The organism is Pseudomonas sp. AC229 (assembly GCF_979254655.1).
On the sequence record NZ_CEEDHK010000014.1, the window covers coordinates 21775 to 40824 of the forward strand.

Here is a 19050-nt window from a genome sequence, read left to right on the forward strand (position 1 = left end):
CCGCGCATTTACGGTTTCAACACCAACGTCCCCAACGGCGGCAAGCTGAGGCTCAGCGATTGCGGCTGGCCATGCGCTTGCGCGTCGTCGGTATGCACGGCGCCTCGCGAGCCTGCGTTCGAGCCTGAGAATTGCTCATCATCGCTGTTCAGCAACACCTGCCATTCCCCCGCCTGCGGCACGCCGATGCGGTAGTTTTCGCGCGGTACGGGGGTGAAGTTGTGCACCACCAATAACGGCGCGCCGTCGTCGCCGTGGCGCAACCAGGCGTAGACGCTGTTGGCGGCGTCATCGCCGATCAGCCATTGGAAGCCTTCGGCGCGGCCGTCACGTTGGTGCATGGCCGAGTGTTGGCGGTACAGCTGGTTGAGGGTTTTCACCAGGTTCTGCGTGCCTTGGTGTTCGCCGTAGCGCAGCAGGTACCAGTCCAGTTCATGGTCGTGGCTCCACTCGCGCCACTGGCCGAACTCGCAGCCCATAAACAGCAATTTCTTGCCGGGGTGCGTCCACATAAAGCTCAGATACAGACGCAGGTTGGCAAATTTCTGCCAGCGGTCGCCGGGCATTTTGTCGAGCAACGAGCGCTTGCCGTGTACCACTTCATCGTGGGAAATCGGCAGGATGAATTGTTCGGTAAACGCGTACAGCAACCCGAACGTCAACTGGTTGTGATGGTGCTGGCGGTTGACGGGGTCTTCGGCAATGTATTTGAGGCTGTCGTGCATCCAGCCCATGTTCCATTTGTAGGCGAAGCCCAGGCCGCCACCTTGGGTGTCATGGCTGACGCCTGGCCAGGCGGTGGACTCTTCGGCAATCACCAGCGCGCCGGGCACTTCGGTATGCACCACGTCGTTAAGGTGACGGAGGAAGTCGATGGCTTCCAGGTTTTCGCGGCCGCCGTGGCGGTTGGGAATCCACTCGCCCTGTTTGCGTGAATAGTCGCGGTACAACATCGAGGCCACTGCATCCACGCGCAAACCGTCGATGTGGTACAGGCGCAACCAGTGCAGCGCGGAAGCCAGCATGTAGCCGTGCACTTCGTTGCGGCCCAGGTTGTAGATGAAGGTGTCCCAATCCTGGTGGAAGCCCTCGAACGGGTGCGCGTATTCGTACAGCGCCGTGCCGTCGAAACGCGCCAGGCCGTGGCTGTCAGTCGGGAAATGCGCGGGCACCCAGTCGAGAATCACGCCGATGCCGGCGCAATGGCAGGCGTCGACGAACGCGGCAAATTGCGCCGGCGTGCCGTAGCGCGCGCTGGGGGCGAATTGCGACAACAGCTGATAACCCCACGAGCCTCCAAACGGGTGCTCCATAATTGGCAGCAGTTCGACGTGGGTAAAACCCATCTCGTGCATGTACGGAATCAGTTGGTCAGCCAACTCGGGCCACTGCAGCACGCGGCCATCGTCGTGACGCCACGAGCCCACGTGCATTTCGTAGATCGACAACGGCTGGTTATGCGCCTGATGGTGCGGCCGGTTTTCGATCCATTGCTGGTCGTTCCAGACAAACTCCAGCGGCTGCGCCACCACCGAACCAGTGGCCGGCGGGTGCTCGGTGGCCAGGGCGATAGGGTCGGCCTTTAGCGGCAGCACGCCGTGGCTGCCGAGAATTTCGTACTTGTACACCTCGCCCGGACCCAGGCGCGGAATGAAAATTTCCCACACGCCCGACGGATGCCGAGCTCGCATCACATGGCGCCGGCCGTCCCAGCCGTTGAAGTGGCCGACCACGGAAACACGCCGGGCATTGGGCGCCCACACGGCGAAACGCACGCCGGGAATGCCGTCCACTTCGGCTAATTGCGCACCGAAGGCTTTGCCGAGGTCACGGTGGTTGCCTTCATTGAACAGGTAAATGTCCATGTCGCCGAGTTGCGGCCCGAACGAATACGGGTCTTCAATCTCCTGCTCGCCCGCGCCCCAACGGATGCGCAAGCGGTAGCGGCGGTCATCGGCCGGGCGAATGGTGAACATGCCCGGCACTTCGCCCAAGGTCATCGCCCCCAGATTTTCGCCGCTGCTGGCGTCGATCAAGTCGACGCCCAACGCGCCAGGCAGGTAGGCGCGAATGATCGGCCCCTCCTCGTCGCGATGCGGGCCAAGAAAGGCGAACGGATCATTGTGCTCAGCACGCACCAATGCCTGGACTTGCTCGTCCGGCAGCGCGCTTTCACGCGCCGCCAGTGCAGTGGAATCAATCATCGTGCAGCACTCCCCAACAGGTTTTGTCCCAACTCCACCAGGCCCTGCACCGGCACATTCAGCCAGTCGGGACGGTAGCGGGCTTCATACAGAATTTCGTAGGCAGCTTTTTCCAGACTGAACAGCGTCATGGCCGCCACTTCGCCGTCGCGTTCGTGCCAGGCGTGTGGCAAATCGGCGGCCGCCAGGCGATACGCTTCCTGGAATGCCGTGCGAGCTTGGGTGCGATAGTTTTCGGCGACGTTACGGCGCACCTGTTCGGCCTCAGGCGAGGCATCGGTGCTTTGCGTATTGCGGATGGCCATCGCGGCGGCGTAGTCGAATGAGCGGATCATGCCGGCCACGTCTTTCATCGGGCTGTGGCGCATGCGGCGCTCTTCCAAGCTGCGGGTCGGCTCGCCTTCAAAGTCGATGAGGTAAGCGTCGCCCTGCACCACCAACACCTGGCCCAAGTGCAAGTCGCCGTGAACGCGAATACGCAAACCGCCGAGGCATTGCTTGGCCAGTTTGCCCACCGCAGCCAGCAGCGGTTTGCGATTGGCCGCCAGCCATTTCACCGCGTCAGCATCGGCGCTGCTGCTGTTAGCGACCACATCCAGCGCTTCTTCCAACTGCGCGCCGATGCTGCGCGACCACTCCTTCACATCGTCCTCGGTGCTGGTCACGCCGCCGAAGTCCGGGTTGTCGCTGGGTTGCGCGAGCACGCTGTGCATCTCGCCCAAACGGCGGCCGAGCATGCGCGCGAACGCTGCCAGTTCGACGCTGGCTGGGGCCAAGCCTTCGTCCGCATCGTTGACGGCCGGCGCCGCAAGTTGGTCGCGAATCGCCCGTTCCAGGGTGTTTTGCGTCCACAGCCAGGCATCGCCCTGGTTGCTGAGGAATTGCTGCAGCACCATCAAGGTATGCGGCACGCCTTCGTTATCGACCCGGCGCACTTCACCGAGCAGCTGCGGAATATTGGCGAAGCCCTGGGCGGTCAGGTAGCCACCCATTTCGGTTTCCGGGTGAATGCCTGGCATCACCCGGCGCACCAGTTTGAGCACCATGCTTTCGCCAATCAGCGCCGAGCTGTTGGACTGCTCGGCCGACACCGGATTGATTTCTTCGTCTGGGTTATCGGCCAGTTCCAACAGCTGCGGCGTCGGCAGGAATTGCAGCTCGCAGCCGCCGGAGGTGAGCGTCTGGCTTTCGCGCAGGTAACGCACCACCTGCTGGCTGAATTCGCCAAGGGTGAAGGCGTCGGTCAACAGCCCCACCTCACGGCCACGGCGCAAGCGGGCCAGTGCCAATTGCTGCGGCACGGTACTGCCGGCGGTGTTTTCCGCCACGTAGCTGAGCGGCAGTTGATAGTGCTCAACATGCTCGCCGCTGCGCACTTGCACTTCGCTGAGCACACTGCGCAGGCCAAACGGCACGGCGTACAGCAGTTTGTATTCCGCGTTGGCGGCGTCATCCAGCGCCGAGAACCAGCGACGTTTCGGCAAGTACGCCGGCAACGATTCGCGGCTCAGGGTTGTGCTGCAACGCGCCTGCATCAGTTCGTTGAGGTCACGTTTAATCACCAGGGTTGGCAATTCAGGCATACGGTCCACCGGCGGCACATGCCACGCGGGCATCTGTGCTTCTTCAGCAAGCAGGAACCAATAAAAACCATAGGGCGGCAGCGTCAGCAGGTAGTTCAGCTGACCGATTGGCGGGAACGACGTACCGCCGACCATTTCCACCGGCACCATGCCGTTGTAGGCCGACAGCTCCAGCTCGGCGGCCTGCGCCGCGCGCGAGACGTTGGCCACGCACAGAATGATTTCGCGCTTGCCGTCCACGCCGGTGTACTCGCGCAGGTACGCCAGAATGCGGCGGTTGGCCGGTGCGAGCATTTTCAAGGTGCCACGCCCGAAGGCTTTCTGTTGTTTACGAATGGCGAGCATGCGCCGCGTCCAGTTCAGCAACGAATGGGTGTCGCGCTGCTGGGTTTCGACGTTGATGCTCTGGAACCCGTAGAGCGGGTCCATGATCGGCGGCAACACCAGGCTGGCTGGGTCGGCACGCGAGAAGCCGCCGTTACGGTCGATCGACCACTGCATGGGCGTGCGCACGCCGTCGCGGTCGCCGAGGAAAATGTTGTCGCCCATGCCGATCTCGTCGCCGTAGTACAGCGTCGGCGTGCCCGGCATCGACAGCAGCATGCTGTTGAGCAGTTCGATGCGTCGGCGATCGCGTTCCACCAGCGGCGCCAGGCGGCGGCGAATACCCAAATTGATCCGCGCGCGGCGGTCGGCGGCGTAGTAGTTCCACAAGTAATCGCGCTCGTGGTCGGTGACCATCTCCAGCGTCAGTTCATCGTGGTTACGCAGGAAAATGGCCCACTGGCAATTGTCCGGAATTTCCGGGGTCTGGCGCAGGATGTCGGTAATCGGGAAACGGTCTTCCTGAGCGATGGCCATGTACATGCGCGGCATCAGCGGGAAGTGAAACGCCATATGGCACTCGTCACCGGGACCGCCATCCTCGCCGCCAAAGTACAGCTGCGTGTCTTCTGGCCATTGATTGGCCTCAGCCAGCAACATGCGGTCCGGGTAGGTGGCGTCGAGCTCGGCGCGAATTTTCTTCAGCACCTCGTGGGTTTCAGCGAGGTTCTCGTTGTTCGTGCCTTCGCGCTCGATCAGGTATGGAATGGCGTCCAGACGCAAACCGTCCACGCCCAGGTCGAGCCAGAAGCGCATCACACTCAACACTTCCTTGAGCACCTGCGGGTTGTCGAAATTCAGGTCCGGCTGGTGCGAATAAAACCGGTGCCAGAAGTACTGGCCGGCGACCGGGTCCCAGGTCCAGTTGGACTTTTCAGTGTCGAGAAAGATGATCCGGGTTTCCGGGAATTTCTGGTCGCTGTCAGACCACACGTAAAAATCCCGCGCCTTGGAACCCGGCTTGGCCCGCCGTGCTTTCTGGAACCAGGGGTGCTGGTCAGAGGTGTGGTTGATGACCAGCTCGGTGATCACCCGAATGCCGCGTCGATGGGCCTCGGCGAAAAAGCGCTTGGCGTCGGCCATGGTCCCGTAGTCGGGGTGTACGTCGCGGTATTCGGCGATGTCATAACCATCGTCGCGCCGCGGCGACGGATAGAACGGCAGCAGCCAAATGGTGTTCACGCCCAGATCGGCAATGTAATCGAGCTTGGCGATCAGGCCCGGAAAGTCGCCGATGCCGTCGTTGTTGGAGTCGAAGTACGACTTCACGTGCACCTGATAAATCACCGCATCCTTGTACCAGAGCGGGTCATTGATAAAGGCGGCAGGCCGGCGTTTTTTACTGCGTCTGTCGACTGGCGCTTTGCTGCCAGTTGGAGTTTTTTCGTTATTCGCTGCGTCGCTCATTGCGTATTCCCTTAGCCGGTTACGCGCACACGCCAGATACCGAATGGCTGGTGCCACGGCTCAATGCGCATCCATTGGGTTTTGCCATACCAAGTCCAGGTGTGGCCGGTCATCAAATCTTCGCCATGCAAATTGGCGTCGTCGGGCAGCCCGAACTCCCACAGCGGCAGTTCAAAATGGGCTTCCTGAGCGTTGTGCGGGTCGAGGCTGACGGCCACGAGCACGAAGTTACTGAGGTCTGCCGTGCGTTTGCCGAACAGCAGAATGTTGTCGTTGTAGCAGGTGTAAATCTGCAGCCCCAGGTGGGTTTGCAGGGCCGGGTTTTGCCGGCGAATGCGATTGAGCTGGGCGATCTCGCTGACGATGTTGCCCGGCTGCTGATAGTTACGCGGACGGATCTGGTACTTCTCCGAATCCAGGTATTCCTCTTTGCCCGGCACCGGCGCCGACTCGCAAATTTCAAAGCCCGAGTACATGCCCCACAGCCCGGAACCCATGGTCGCCAACGCGGCGCGAATGAGAAAACCAGCGCGGCCGTTGTTGTGCAAAAAGGCCGGGTTGATGTCCGGCGTATTCACAAAGAAATTCGGCCGGTAGCAATCGCGCCACGGCGCTTCGTTGAGCTGCGTGAAGTACTCAGCCAACTCGGCCTTGGTGTTGCGCCAGGTGAAATAGGTGTAGCTCTGGCTGAAGCCCACCTTACCCAGGCGCGCCATCATCGCTGGGCGCGTAAAAGCCTCGGCGAGAAACATCACTTCCGGGTGAGTGGTACGGATATCGGCGATCAACCACTCCCAGAACGGCAGCGGTTTGGTGTGCGGGTTGTCTACGCGAAACAGCGTGACGCCCTGCTCCACCCAACCCTTCACCACATCGCGCAGCGCCAACCACAAATCCGGCATGGCGTCTTTGGAATAGAAATCGACGTTAACGATGTCTTCGTATTTTTTCGGCGGGTTTTCAGCGTGACGAATGCTGCCGTCGGGCCGCCAACTGAACCAACCCGGATGCTCTTGCAGCCACGGGTGATCGGGCGAGCATTGAATGGCGAAGTCCAGGGCAATTTCCAAACCGTGCTCTTTGGCGGCGTGCACCAATGCGCGAAAGTCTTCGAAGCTGCCGAGCTGCGGGTGAATGGCATCGTGGCCGCCATCTTTACTGCCGATGGCATACGGGCTGCCGGGGTCATTGGCGCGGGCTTGCAGGGAATTGTTGCGGCCTTTGCGGTGAGCCTTGCCGATGGGGTGAATCGGCGGGAAATACAGCACATCAAAACCCATATCGCGCACATACGGCAGACGCTCAATCACATCGCGAAAGGTGCCGTGGCGGTCTTCATCATCGGTTACCGAGCGGGGAAACAGCTCATACCAACTGGCGAACTCCGCCAGCTTGCGCTCGACATCCAACGGATACGCCGGGCTGTTAACCCGGTGCGGATGAGCCTCGGTGTGGCGCATGGCCTCCGTGGTTTCGGCGGACAGGAAAAACGCCACGCGCTCGTCCACCGACTGGGTGTCTTGCAACGTGCGCAAGCGTTCGGCCATCAGCTCGGCATGTTCGGGGCCAGCGTTTTCAGCGGCGCGGCGCAGCAGCAATTCGCCCTCTTGCAGCTCGAGAGTAATGGGCACGCCGGCGGAGAACTTCTTCAGCAGTTCATAGGTGAACGTACCGTAGACATCCCACCAGGCTTGCACGGCAAATTGATAGCGCCCGGGCTGGCTGGGGGTGAACTCGCCCTGCCAGAGGTCATTGCCCAAAGACTGCAACGGCACGCGGTGCCATTTCTCTTCGAGCTCGGCGCGCCAGAGGATCGACGCGTCGATCTTGTCGTGGCCATCGGTGAAAATCACCGCGCTGACGGTGACCGCGGAACCGGCGATACCCTTGGCGGCAAACCGACCGGCCTCGACCACGGGCGTCACTGCCTCAATGGCAATGCGCGGCAACTGCAAGGCGTCATCCAATTGCAAGGTGGCAGCCTGACGTTCAGCAACCTGACTGAGGGGGGCCAACGGGCTGGCATGCGACATCGAATCGGGCTCCTTCTTTGCAAACAGCCGCCGCCCGGGGTGGAGATGGGGAGGCGGCTGGTTGGAGTTCGTCATCCCTGGCGAAACAGGGGGCGTAATGTTCCGAGCCCCGTGTTTGAGCAAAAGTTCAGGGATTTGATGGATTGGTTGGCCAGGCAATGGTGTTTGCAGGGATCGCGGCTAAAGCCGCTGCTACAGAACCCACGAGGCCCGTGGGATGGGCTGGGGGCATCGCGCTTTATGCGGGAAATTAAGTAGCGCGTGATCTGGCCAGTGATCTGGCTCGTGATCTTCCGCTCTTGATTTTGATCTACCCCGCGAGGTTTATCGCAGGCCGAGTGGAGTCGTTGCGTAGGGGGTTGAGCGGCCGGGAGCCGCGAGAGGCGTGTCGGGCCAAGGATGGCCCGTCTCGCCGTGCCCCCGGAGTAACGACGGAGCGAGGGAACCTGGAGCGCAGCGTAAGGCCAAGGTAGGAGCTAGACCTTTTGGCTTCTTTTGGGGCAATGCCAAAAGAAGCTCGCGCGTAAGGCGCGAAACAAAAACGCTCAGGGCGCGCGGTAATGAATACCTGCGCATAGCTTCAGCATTCGGTCTTGCTTTCAAATCTTAGGCGTTCTTCGTTACCACGGTTGCGCGGCATTTTATTTCGCGCCTTACGCGCGAGTCACTTTTGGCATTGCCCCAAAAGTAACCAAAAAGTCTAGCTCCTACCTTGGCCCTACGCTGCGCTGCGGGTTCCCTCGCTCCGTCGCCGCTCCGGGGGCACGGCGCAACGGGCCGTCCCTGGCCCGATGCGCCTCTCGCGGCTCCCGGCCGCTCAACCCCCTCCACGTCGACTCCACTCGGCCTGCGATGAACCTCGCGAGGTAGATCAAAATCAAGAGCGGAAGATCACGAACCAGATCACTAGCGAGATCACGAGTCGGATCACTTGCCGGATCGTGGGCAAATCACTGTCTCGCGGCTAAAGCCGCTCCCACAGATTGCCCAGATTTTGTAGGATCGGCTGGGCGGCATTCCGCTTTAGCCGCAATGCTCCTGATTCATCTAGACCGCCCCGGACCCAATCGATAGAGTCCGCCCCCATGCTTATCCCCTACCTCAGCCTATTCACCAGCGCCTTCATCGCCGCCACGCTGCTCCCGCTGCAATCGGAAGCGGTGCTGGCCGGCCTGCTCCTGGCCGGCAGCTACTCGCCCGCCGCATTGGTGCTGGTCGCCACCCTTGGCAACGTGTTGGGCTCGCTGGTGAACTGGGCGCTGGGGCGCGGTATCGAGCGCTTCCGCGAGCGCCGCTGGTTTCCCGCCAACGAACAGCAGTTGCTGCGCGCTCAAGGCTGGTACCAGCGTTACGGCTGCTGGACATTGCTACTCAGTTGGCTGCCCCTGGTGGGCGACCCGCTGACCTTGATCGCCGGCGTGATGCGCGAACCGCTGTGGCGATTCGTGTTGCTGGTGACTATCGCCAAAGCCGGCCGTTACCTCGCTCTGGCGGCCGTGGTGCTCTACGCCTAACGCTAATCATCCAGCGGCGCAGGTGCCGGTGCCGCAGCGTCCGCCGGCTTGCTCGCTTCCTTCTCACGCATTGGCATCTCATCCACTGCGCTGAACAGCTGCTTCGGCTCGATGGCGCCGGAGTGTTCCAGCTTCTTCTCGCCGTCCTTGCCCACCAGAATCACTTTCGCATCGGCGCTGGCGCCCAGCTTCAGCGCGCGAATCAGGGCCATGGTGCTTTGCGGGTCAAGGTCTTTGCCGTTGCGCTGGCCAATAGTGTTCACCACCGTGTAGAGCACCATGTCGCGCTCTTTGAACGCGGCTTCGTTGGCCGGCTCTTTCAGCGCGGCCAGCAGCTTGACCAGTGCCGGATCGGCGCTGCTGTTGGCGATCACGATCAGCGGCCGCGCCTGGCCACGGTCGGCCGCGAGCGGGCTGTCGGTATCGTCGGCAAACGCCGGGCCGCTGAGCGCAACCATCAAGGCCAGACTGAATGAGCGCAAAAACATACAAACCTCCGTTGAAAAACCATCCCGTCAATGATCGCCGCCGGGGGGCAAAGGTTCACTGGCCACGGCCATACGGGCGGAAATTTTGGCAAAATCAGGCAAAACGAGAATACCTTGCAATTGAGAGTCGCCGTCGTTACGGCTAAGCTAGCGGCCCTTCCGCCCGCTTGTGCCTACCGGTTCCAGTGATGTCGCACAAATACTCCTCGCTCCTGGCCTGCTTTGTTGCCGAACGTCGTAGCCTGGCCGCGTACCTCACCGGCCGCACGGGCTGTGCGGCCACGGCTGATGATTTGCTGCAGGACGCCTGGCTCAAGCTCAGCCGCGCGCAGAGCGACAAGGCGGTGGACAACCCGCTGGCGTATTTGCGCCGTATGGCCACCAACCTCGCCATTGACGACGCCCGCGCCAACGCCCGGCGTCTACTCGAACCCATGGAAATCGAGGCGTTGTTGGAAATTGCCGATGAGGCGCCCAATGCCGAGCAAAAGACCTCGGACGCGCAACAGTTGCAGCGGCTGCTAGAGGTCATCGAAGAGTTGCCAACGCGGCGCCGCGAGCTGTTTGTCGCCGCGCGCATCGAAGGCTTGCCGCACAAGGCGCTGGCGCAGCGGTTTGGCGTCAGCGTGCGCACCATCGAGCTGGAAATTCACCGAGCGCTGGACCATTGCAGCCAGCGCCTGCGCCAGGTGGCGGGCGAGTCCACGCGCTAAGCTCTCATGTACAGTAGCCTCCTTTTTCCAGCCCCCTGCGTGCGATGAACCAAGTTCAATCCCCCTCCCTGCCCCCGGAAAACCTCGTGACCCAGGCCAACGCCTGGGTTGTGCGCGTCACTTCGGGCGAGGCCACCGTCGACGACGCCCGTGCCTTGCGTGAGTGGTGCGCCATCAGCCCGGCACATGCCCAGGCGTATCGCGAAGCAGCAGCGTTGTGGAAACAAACCGGCCAGGCACTGACCGCCCACCCGCCCGCACGGCGCCGCGCCAATGCGCGCCGGTTTGGCTGGCCGAGCGCTGTGGCGGCGTGCGTGGCGTTGGTGGTCGTGGGTTTGGCCCAGCTTGGGGTAGCGCCCGACGCCCGCCCCTTGTTGGCCGATTACCACACCCCAGCCGCTACGGTTAAACGCGTTGAATTGGAAGACGGCAGCGTGGTGGAAATGGATGCCGCCACGCGCTTGGATGTCGATTTCAGCCCTAACCAGCGGCTCATCACGCTGGGCACAGGCGCCGCGGTTTTCCATGTGCAACACGATGCCAAGCGGCCTTTCGTGGTCAGCGCCGGGAACGGCACCGTCACCGCCATCGGCACCGTGTTCGAGGTGCGTGAGCAAGGCGACGGGGTGAAAGTCACGTGCAGCGAAGGGGTCATTGCGGTCAATCAACCCGGTCTTGGCCAGCAACTGCTCAACGCCGGCGAGCAGCTTCGCTATAGCGCTCAAGGCCGCAGCACGCAGGCGGCGGTCGATGCCGAACAGGAACTGGCCTGGCGCCAAGGCTTACTGGTGTTCAAAAACCTGCCGTTGCGCGAACTGGTGGACGAGCTCAATCGCTACCACCAGGGCCGCATTGTGATCAGCAGTTCGCGCATCGCGGCGCTGCCGGTCAGTGGGGTATTCCATCTGCAGCGCCCCGACGAAGCCCTGCGCCATATCGAACAGACCCTGCAACTGAGCGCCACCCGCCTGCCGGCAGGCGTGGTGCTGCTGCGCTAGAAAAATTTTTGCTGATTTATTGCGGGTCGCCCCTTCGGCCAGCGTCATTCAGATAAGAACAACTATCAAATGACGTTTTGGGGGATTTAATGGGACACACACGTAAGCGTTCGCCGAGCATCACACCGTCATCACGTCACGCGTTGACCATCGCCGTGATGCTCGGCTGTTCGGCGCTGCTGAACGTCGCGCAGGCCGCGCAAACCTCAGGCGCTACCGAACAGCAAACGCTGAGTTTCAACCTGCCCGCCCAGCCTCTGGACGCGGCCCTCGCCAGCTATGGCATCGCCACCGGCATTCAAGTGCTGTACGGCGCGCACGTGACCCAGGGTTTGAATTCCACCGCCGTTACCGGCACCTATACCCGGGAACAGGCGCTCGCCCGGCTGCTTGGCGGTACCGGCTTGGCTTATCAGTTCACCGCCGAACGCAGCGTCACCCTGCACGCGGCATCGCAGACGCGAACAGCGCTGGAAATCGCGCCGGTGATGGTCAGCGGTGAAAAAATCAGTCGCACCCTGGCGCAAACGCAAACCAGCGTGGTGGTCAACACAGCGGCCGATTTGCGTGAGCATGGCGATAACAACCTGGGCAACGTGTTCGCCCGCACGCCCGGCGTGTACACCCAGTCAGGCAACGAGAACTGGGGCATCCGTGGCGTACCGGTGTCCGGCTTCGACGATCAGGGCCCCGCCACCCTCAACGGCGCCGTGTCGGTGTATGTCGACGGCGCGCAACAGCCCAACCGCGCGCTCACCCTCAGCCCCATGTCGATGTGGGACGTCGAGCAAGTGGAAGTGCTGCTCGGTCCGCAATCCACCACCCAGGGCCGCAACTCGCTGGCCGGCGCGGTGGTGATTCAAACCCGCAACCCAACCTTCGAACCGAGTCTTTCCGCGCAAACCAACGCCGGCAACTACGGCGAAAGCGGCGCGGCCGTGGCAGGCGGCGGCGCGTTGGTTGATGGCGTAATGGCCGGGCGCATAGCGGTGGATTACCAGGACGGCGACGGCTATATCGACAACGTCACCACCGACAGCGATGCCAACCCCAACCGCAACAAAAATGCGCGCGGCAAATTGCTGATTCTGCCCAACGACGACCTCGACGTCCTGCTCACCTACGCCTACCACGACAGCTTGCAGGGCGATAACTCGATCTACCGCAAAAACGACCGCGTGCAGTACTACAAAATTGCCTCCAACACCGAAGCCCACGACGCCCTGCAACAAAACACCGGCAGCGCGAAAGTCGATTACCGCCTCAACGATGCCTGGACCCTGACCAGCCAAACGGCGGGCACCCAGTCCGATTACACCTCGCTGCTGGATTTCGACCAACGCGCCGACGCCGATCGCGAGGTGTCGCGCTCGCAGGAAACCCATCTGTTCAGCCAGGAACTGAGACTGGCCTACGAAGGCGAGACCCTGCGGGGCTTCAGCGGTATCTACTACGGCCGCACCAGCAATAACTTTCACGACGAATTGATATTCAGCGGCACCACGGTGGCCACGGTTGAGGGCTACACCAAGATCCGCAACAACGCCGTCTTTGGCGAACTGAACTGGGACTTCGCCACCGACTGGACGTTGATCACCGGCCTGCGCTACGACGCCGAGAACAACGACACCACGGTGGACGATGAAGTGGCGGGCATAAACGCCGACGTGAGCAAAAGCTTCAATGCGCTGCTGCCCAAAATTGGCCTCGACTATCACTTTGCCGAGAACCAATACGCCGGCTTTATGGTGCAGCGCGGCTACCGAGGCGGCGGCGTCAACGTGCGCGCCGGCAGCAGCCACACCGCCTACGACCCGGAATACACCACCAACTACGAACTGTCGTATCGCGGCGCCTGGCTCGACGACAGCCTGCGCGCCCGCGCCAACCTCTACTACACGCAGTGGAAAGACCAGCAAGTCAGCCTGCTCGACCCCAGCGAGAATTTCACCGAAATCTACAACGCGGCGCGCAGCGATATTCGCGGGCTGGAATTGTTCGTCGAGCACGACGTCACCGAACAGCTGAAGCTCAACGCCGGCATGGCCTACACCTACGGTCGCTACAAAAGCTTCGAAACGCCAGACGGCGACCGCAGCGGCGAGGCGTTTCTGTTCGCGCCCAAATACAAAGTGTCGGTCGGCGGCAGTTACCGCTTCGCCAAGGGCCTGAATGTGACCACTGACGTGGTCTACCAGGCCGGCAGCCCGTCGGCTTATGAGTTTGATGCCGACGGCGAGGTCAACCACACCCGACGCAGTGACGACCATGTGCTGGTCAACCTGAACAGCGAGTACGAACTGGTTAAAGGCCTGGCGGTTTCCGGCTACGTGAAGAACCTGCTCGACGAGAAATACGTTACCAACAACCGCGCCGACATTGTCGACGTGGGAGCACCGCGTACCTTCGGCGTGGTGTTGCGGTATGACCTGTAAAAACCTGCGCTAACCCCAGCGGCGAGCCGATCAGGAGCGCACCGCGTTTGAGCGCCCCTCTCCCGCTAGCGGGAAAGGGGCTGGGCGTGAGGGGCGCTGTTTATTCGAGGGAACGTGCACGCAGCCCCCTCACCCTAACCCTCTCCCCGAGGGGCGAGGGGACTGGAAGCGGACCGCGTTTCGCGTTCCTCACCCGCCCGCCGTCGAAACAACGGCCGTGGCTCAATGGCCGAACGCCCATACACCACGCTCATGCCCGCCAACCCTTTCAACGCATCCTCCACAGACTTGTCCGCACGCACGGCAAAACTGTCGAAGCCGCACTGACGCATGTGGCTGAGCTGATCGCGCAACACATCGCCCACGGCGCGCAATTCGCCGTGCCAACCCAAGCGTTGGCGCAACAGGTACGCCTGGCTGTAACCGCGACCATCGCGAAAGCTGGGAAAGTCGATGGCGATCAGCGCCACGTCAGCGAATGGAAGGTCGAGGGTTTCCACGTCGTCGTCCGGGCCCAACAACAGGCCGTCGCCAGGCTGCCAGGCGTCCAGCGGGACGATACGGGTAGCGTCGGCTTGCTCGATCACGGCCTGGCCATTGACCAAACGAATCAGTTTGCTCATGCCAGCTCCTGCGCGCGGTACACGCGCTCTTTGAACGGTTCCAGGCCGATGCGCTGCACCGTGTCGACAAAGCGTTCCTGCACTTGCCGGTAGTCGATGAATGTATTGACGATGCGTTCGACCACATCTGGCACCTGCTCGGCCGCGAACGAGGGGCCGATCACTTTGCCCAACGCGGCATGTTGCCCTTGGGCACCGCCGAGGGTGATCTGGTACCACTCGCTGCCGTTTTTATCGACGCCCAGAATGCCGATGTTGCCGATGTGGTGATGGCCGCAGGCGTTCATGCAGCCGGAGATGTTCAGGCTCAGGTCGCCGATGTCGTGCAGGTAGTCGAGGTTGTCGAAGTGCGCCTGAATCGCCTGCGCCACGGGAATGGATTTGGCGTTGGCCAGCGAACAATAGTCGCCGCCCGGACACGCGATGATGTCGCTGAGCAGGCCGATATTGGCCGTGCCCAGCCCTTGCTCGCAGGCCGCTTGCCAGAGGGCGTAGAGGTCGCGTTTGCGCACGTCGGGCAGCACGATGTTTTGTTCGTGGGCGATGCGAATTTCGCCAAACCCGAACGCCTCGGCCCAATTGGCCACCGCGTCCATCTGCTCGGCCGTGACGTCTCCGGGTGGCAGCGCAGCGCCCGGTTTGGTCGATAGCACCACGGCGGCATAGCCCGGCACTTTATGGGCGTGCACGTTGCGCTCGGTCCATTGCGCGAAGGCCTTGCTGTTAGCCAACTGCGTGCCGAAGTCCAGGTCTATCGCCGGCAGCGGCTCGTAACCTGGCGGCACAAACGCGGCGGCCACGCGCTGGTATTCGGCTTCGGTCAGCTCGGCCGGACCGTCTTTGATGTGCTGCCATTCGCGTTCCACCTCGGCGGCGAACGCCTCGATGCCCAGCGCTTTGACCAGGATTTTTATCCGCGCCTTGTACTTGTTGTCGCGCCGGCCGTGGCGGTTGTACACGCGCAAAATCGCCTCCACATACGACAGCACGTGCTGCCAGGCCAGGCCGTCGCGAATGGTCTGCGACAAGATCGGCGTGCGGCCCAAACCGCCGCCGACCATTACCCGCAGCAGCAGTTCACCGCTGTCGTTGCGGTATAGATAAAGCCCGATGTCATGCATTTGCACGGCGGCGCGGTCTTCGTGCGCCGCGCACAGCGCGATTTTGAATTTGCGTGGCAGGAACAGGAATTCCGGATTGACCGTCGACCACTGGCGCAAAATTTCCGCCAGCGGGCGCGGGTCCAGCAACTCGTCCGCCGCTACACCGGCAAACGCCTCGGTGGTGATGTTGCGCACGCAGTTGCCGGAGGTCTGGATGGCGTGCATCTGCACCTCGGCCAGGCGCGCAAGAATGTCTGGCACCTGCTCCAGTTCGATCCAGTTGAACTGAATATTTTGCCGGGTGGTGAAGTGGCCGTAACCACGGTCGTACTCGCGGGCAATGGCCGCAAGACAGCGCAGTTGCGTAGCGCTCAGGGTGCCGTAGGGAATGGCCACGCGCAGCATGTAGGCGTGCTTTTGCAGATACAGGCCGTTCTGCAAGCGCAATGGCAGAAACTCTTCTTCGCTCAGCTCGCCACTCACCCGCCGCTGCACTTGGTCGCGAAACTGCTCGACGCGCTCGAACACCAGCGCCTGGTCGTAATCGTCGTATTGATACATGCATCTGCCCCCAAATAATGCCAGGGACTATGCCGCGCCTGCCGCCTTACAAAACAGCGGCAGATAACGCGATTAAATGCGGATCAGATGCCGACACTTCAGCCGGCAAAGTGCCGATTGGCCACGCGCTGAAAGCCCAGGTTCTCGCGCAATGTGGCGCCTTCGTACTGCTCGCGAAACAGCCCCTGGCGCTGCAACTGCGGCACCACCTGATCGACAAAATCATCCACGCCGCCCGGCAAATGGGTGAACAGGATATTGAAGCCATCCGCCGCCCCTTCGTAGTACCACGCGGCCAGTTCATCGACGATATGCGCCGCTGTGCCAACCACCAGGCGATGGCCGCCCGCCCCTAGCGTGCGCAACAACTGGCCGACCGTGGGGCGTTCGCGGCGGATCAGGTGCAGCACCAATTGCTGACGGCTTTTGTGCCGCTCGGTAGTGGGCGGCTCATCCGGTATCGGTACAGGTGCGTCCAGCGGTAAGGCGGCCAGATCAATGCCCAAATCAAGCAGAAAACTCAGCTGTTTGAGGGCGCTGCGCGGGTCCACCAATTCCAGTAACTGCTGATGTTTTTCCTCGGCCTCGCTGGCGGTGCGACCGACGACGGGCGAGACGCCGGGAAAAATTTTCAGCGAATCCGGCGCACGGCCATAACCGGCGGCACGCGCGTGCAAGTCCTGATAAAACGCCTGCGCCTCGCCCAGGGTTTGCTGCGCGGTAAACACCAACTCGGCGCTGCGGGCCGCCAGTTCCCGGCCCGCGTCCGACGAGCCAGCCTGGGCAATCACCGGCCAGCCTTGCACCGGGCGCGGCGCGTTTAGCGGGCCTTGCACCTGGAAGTGTCGGCCACGGTGGTTGAGCACCCGCATGCGGTTCACGTCCAGCCAGGTGCCGCTGGCTTTATCCAGCACAAAGGCATCGTCGGCCCAGCTGTCCCACAGGCCGGTGACCACGTCGAGAAATTCCTCGGCGCGCTGGTAGCGTTCGGCATGGGCCAGGGGTTGGTCGTGGTTGAAATTCTCGGCGCCGACCAGCGCTGTGACCAGGTTCCAACCGGCACGGCCGTTGGAAAGCTGGTCCAGCGAGGCGAAGCTGCGGGCCAGGTTGTAGGGCTGGTTGTAGCTGGTGTTGGCGGTGGCGATCAGGCCGATATGGCGGGTCACCATGGCCAGCGCTGGCAACAGAATCAGCGGGTCCCAGCGCAGGCTATATGGCCCACGCGCCAGCACCTCGAGGTCGAGTTCGCCGACGCTGACGTTGTCGTTGAGAAACAGCGCGTCAAAGCGCCCGCGCTCCAAGGTTTGCGCGTAGTGCTGGTAGCACTGAATGTTTAGCGAAGCGTCGGCGTCGGCCTGCGGGTGGCGCCAGGCGCCGGTGTGGGCGCCGCTGCCAGACAAAAACGCGCCCAGGCGTAAACGTCCATCCGCATTAGCCATGGGCGTGCTCCGGCGTTTCCACGGCTTGCGCCGACTGGCGGCGCAACAACAGCACCACCCCGGTTAACGCCACAGTCAGCACCAGGGCCAGGAACACCATCACTGCCTGATAACCGTGCAAAAACGCCTGCTGAACCCAGCCATTGAGCACCTCGGGCGCCTGGCTCAGGTGCTCCGTCAGCAAAGCCACACCCTGCTCCGGCTGGGCCACGGCGGCGTTGACCCAATCGGCCTGACTGCTGCTGACAGCGCTCAGCTCGCGCGCGGCGAAAAAGCGGTACACGCCCACGCCAATCGCCAAACCCAGCCCGCCGCCAATGTTGTGCAAGGTCATCAGCGAGCCCATGGCCACCGAGCTGATCGTCGCCGGCACCGAGCTCATGCCCAGCACCGTTGACGGCCCTAATACGCAGGCCCAGCCCACGCCCATGAGGGCGAAGGCGCCGAGCAGGTAAGCCAGCGAGGTATGGGTGTCGAAGCCCGCTTGCAGCAAGGCCGACACCACGAACAACGCCAAGCCCGCCTGGATTAACAGCGCCGGCCCTTTGCGGTCGACCAAGCGCCCCACCACCGGCGACAGCACCGCCACGCCCAAGGTGGTCGGCAACAACAACAGCCCGCTGGTGTGCACGCTGTCGCCACGAATCAACGCCAGGTACAACGGCATCACAAAGAACGCCAGGCAGTAGAAAACCGCGAGGGCAAAGCTCGCCACCACCGCCGCGACAAAACGGCGATTGGCGAACAGCGTCAGATCCACAATGGGCGCTTTCACCCGCCGTTCAACCTGAATAAACGCCACCAGCGCCAACACCGCCACGGCCAGCAACGCCAGGCTGATCGGCGACGTCCAGCCCCAGGCGCCGCCCTGCACAATCAGCAGCACCAGGCTCGGCAGGCCGATCAACAGCAACAGCGCGCCCCAGCCGTCCAGCCCGTGCGCTTGACCACGGGACTCATCCACCGCCCACGCGCAAATGGCCAGGCTGAGCAACACAAACGGCACATTGAGCAGAAAGATCCATTGCCAGCCCAGCGCACTGGCAATCACCCCGCCCAGCACCGGGCCGCTGGCCAAGCCCACGCCGTTAACGCTGAACAGCACGCCAAAGGCGCGGCCTTGTTCGCTGGCCGGGAAGGCATTCGCCACAATCGCGCCGGACGCCGTGTACAGCACCGCGCAGGCCAGCCCCTGGGCCACACGCGCCGCAACCAACAGGTCGATGCCCTTGGCCACACCGGCCGCGAGCGAGGCCACGCCGAACACAGTCAGGCCAATAAACAGCACGCGCTTGCGCCCGTATAAATCTGCCAGGCGCCCGACCAGCACCATAAAACTCGACAGCGCCAGAATGAAGCCGTTGATCACCCACTGCAGCGCCTCGAACGAGGTGCCAAGGTCGGCCTGCAACGCCGGCAAGGCGGTGTTGACGATGGTGAAATCAACGCAGCCCAGAAAGCTGGCAATGCTCACGCCAAACAACGCCCACCATTTGCGTTGCGGTTGCGCAAAAACGCCCATGGATTATTCCTCACTAAAAAGTAACGCGGGCGGCACGGCCACC

General features: G+C 62.3%; 12 protein-coding genes. 4 read left to right on the plus strand and 8 right to left on the minus strand.

Going from position 1 to position 19050, the window contains the following annotated elements; all coding sequences use genetic code 11:
• Window positions 1–8 precede the first annotated feature (8 nt).
• Genes glgB through AC0IW7_RS19035 form a run of 3 tightly spaced genes read right to left on the minus strand, consistent with a single transcriptional unit; the run spans window position 9 to window position 7611 of the window.
• Window positions 9–2204, minus strand: coding sequence for a 1,4-alpha-glucan branching protein GlgB (glgB, locus tag AC0IW7_RS19025; protein WP_471820080.1), 2196 nt, complete (start codon window positions 2202–2204; stop codon window positions 9–11).
• A complete protein-coding gene (treS, locus tag AC0IW7_RS19030) occupies window positions 2201–5578 on the minus strand; it encodes a maltose alpha-D-glucosyltransferase (protein ID WP_471820082.1) in 3378 nt (1125 codons plus the stop codon). Before treS ends, glgB begins: the two co-directional genes overlap by 4 nt.
• A gap of 11 nt (window positions 5579–5589) precedes the next feature.
• Window positions 5590–7611: an alpha-1,4-glucan--maltose-1-phosphate maltosyltransferase gene (locus tag AC0IW7_RS19035; RefSeq protein WP_471820084.1), complete on the minus strand. Its 2022-nt coding sequence runs from the start codon at window positions 7609–7611 to the stop codon at window positions 5590–5592.
• A 1085-nt stretch (window positions 7612–8696) separates the two neighbouring features.
• On the opposite strand from AC0IW7_RS19035, the gene AC0IW7_RS19040 reads away from it, so the two are divergent.
• Entirely contained in the window at window positions 8697–9125 is a 429-nt protein-coding gene (locus AC0IW7_RS19040) for a YqaA family protein (RefSeq protein WP_471820086.1), read from the plus strand.
• 2 nt (window positions 9126–9127) lie between these two features.
• Here AC0IW7_RS19040 and AC0IW7_RS19045 read toward each other — a convergent pair whose 3' ends face one another.
• Entirely contained in the window at window positions 9128–9613 is a 486-nt protein-coding gene (locus AC0IW7_RS19045) for a DUF4174 domain-containing protein (RefSeq protein ID WP_471820088.1), read from the minus strand.
• 188 nt (window positions 9614–9801) lie between these two features.
• Here AC0IW7_RS19045 and AC0IW7_RS19050 point away from each other — a divergent pair, with 188 nt between their 5' ends.
• The 3 genes from AC0IW7_RS19050 (at window position 9802) to AC0IW7_RS19060 (ending at window position 13759) form a co-directional block, all read left to right on the plus strand.
• Window positions 9802–10326, plus strand: coding sequence for an RNA polymerase sigma factor (locus tag AC0IW7_RS19050; RefSeq protein ID WP_471820090.1), 525 nt, complete (start codon window positions 9802–9804; stop codon window positions 10324–10326).
• An 86-nt stretch (window positions 10327–10412) separates the two neighbouring features.
• The gene (locus tag AC0IW7_RS19055) at window positions 10413–11324 is read left to right on the plus strand and encodes a FecR family protein (RefSeq protein WP_471820092.1); all 912 of its coding nucleotides are present in this window, start codon (window positions 10413–10415) and stop codon (window positions 11322–11324) included.
• Window positions 11325–11413: 89 nt separating this feature from the next.
• Window positions 11414–13759: a TonB-dependent receptor gene (locus tag AC0IW7_RS19060; protein ID WP_471820094.1), complete on the plus strand. Its 2346-nt coding sequence runs from the start codon at window positions 11414–11416 to the stop codon at window positions 13757–13759.
• A 134-nt stretch (window positions 13760–13893) separates the two neighbouring features.
• Here the strand turns inward: AC0IW7_RS19060 and AC0IW7_RS19065 are convergent, their stop codons facing one another.
• From AC0IW7_RS19065 to AC0IW7_RS19080, 4 genes are all read right to left on the minus strand, one after another.
• A complete protein-coding gene (locus AC0IW7_RS19065; protein ID WP_471820096.1) occupies window positions 13894–14382 on the minus strand; it encodes a DUF934 domain-containing protein in 489 nt (162 codons plus the stop codon).
• Window positions 14379–16046, minus strand: coding sequence for a nitrite/sulfite reductase (locus tag AC0IW7_RS19070; RefSeq protein ID WP_471820098.1), 1668 nt, complete (start codon window positions 16044–16046; stop codon window positions 14379–14381). Before AC0IW7_RS19070 ends, AC0IW7_RS19065 begins: the two co-directional genes overlap by 4 nt.
• A gap of 98 nt (window positions 16047–16144) precedes the next feature.
• Window positions 16145–17485, minus strand: a complete 1341-nt coding sequence (locus AC0IW7_RS19075; RefSeq protein ID WP_471820099.1) for an LLM class flavin-dependent oxidoreductase — start codon at window positions 17483–17485, stop codon at window positions 16145–16147.
• Complete coding sequence (locus AC0IW7_RS19080) at window positions 17478–19007, minus strand: MFS transporter (protein ID WP_471820101.1); 1530 nt, start codon at window positions 19005–19007, stop codon at window positions 17478–17480. The genes AC0IW7_RS19075 and AC0IW7_RS19080 overlap by 8 nt, the downstream gene beginning before the upstream one ends.
• Window positions 19008–19050: the final 43 nt, after the last annotated feature.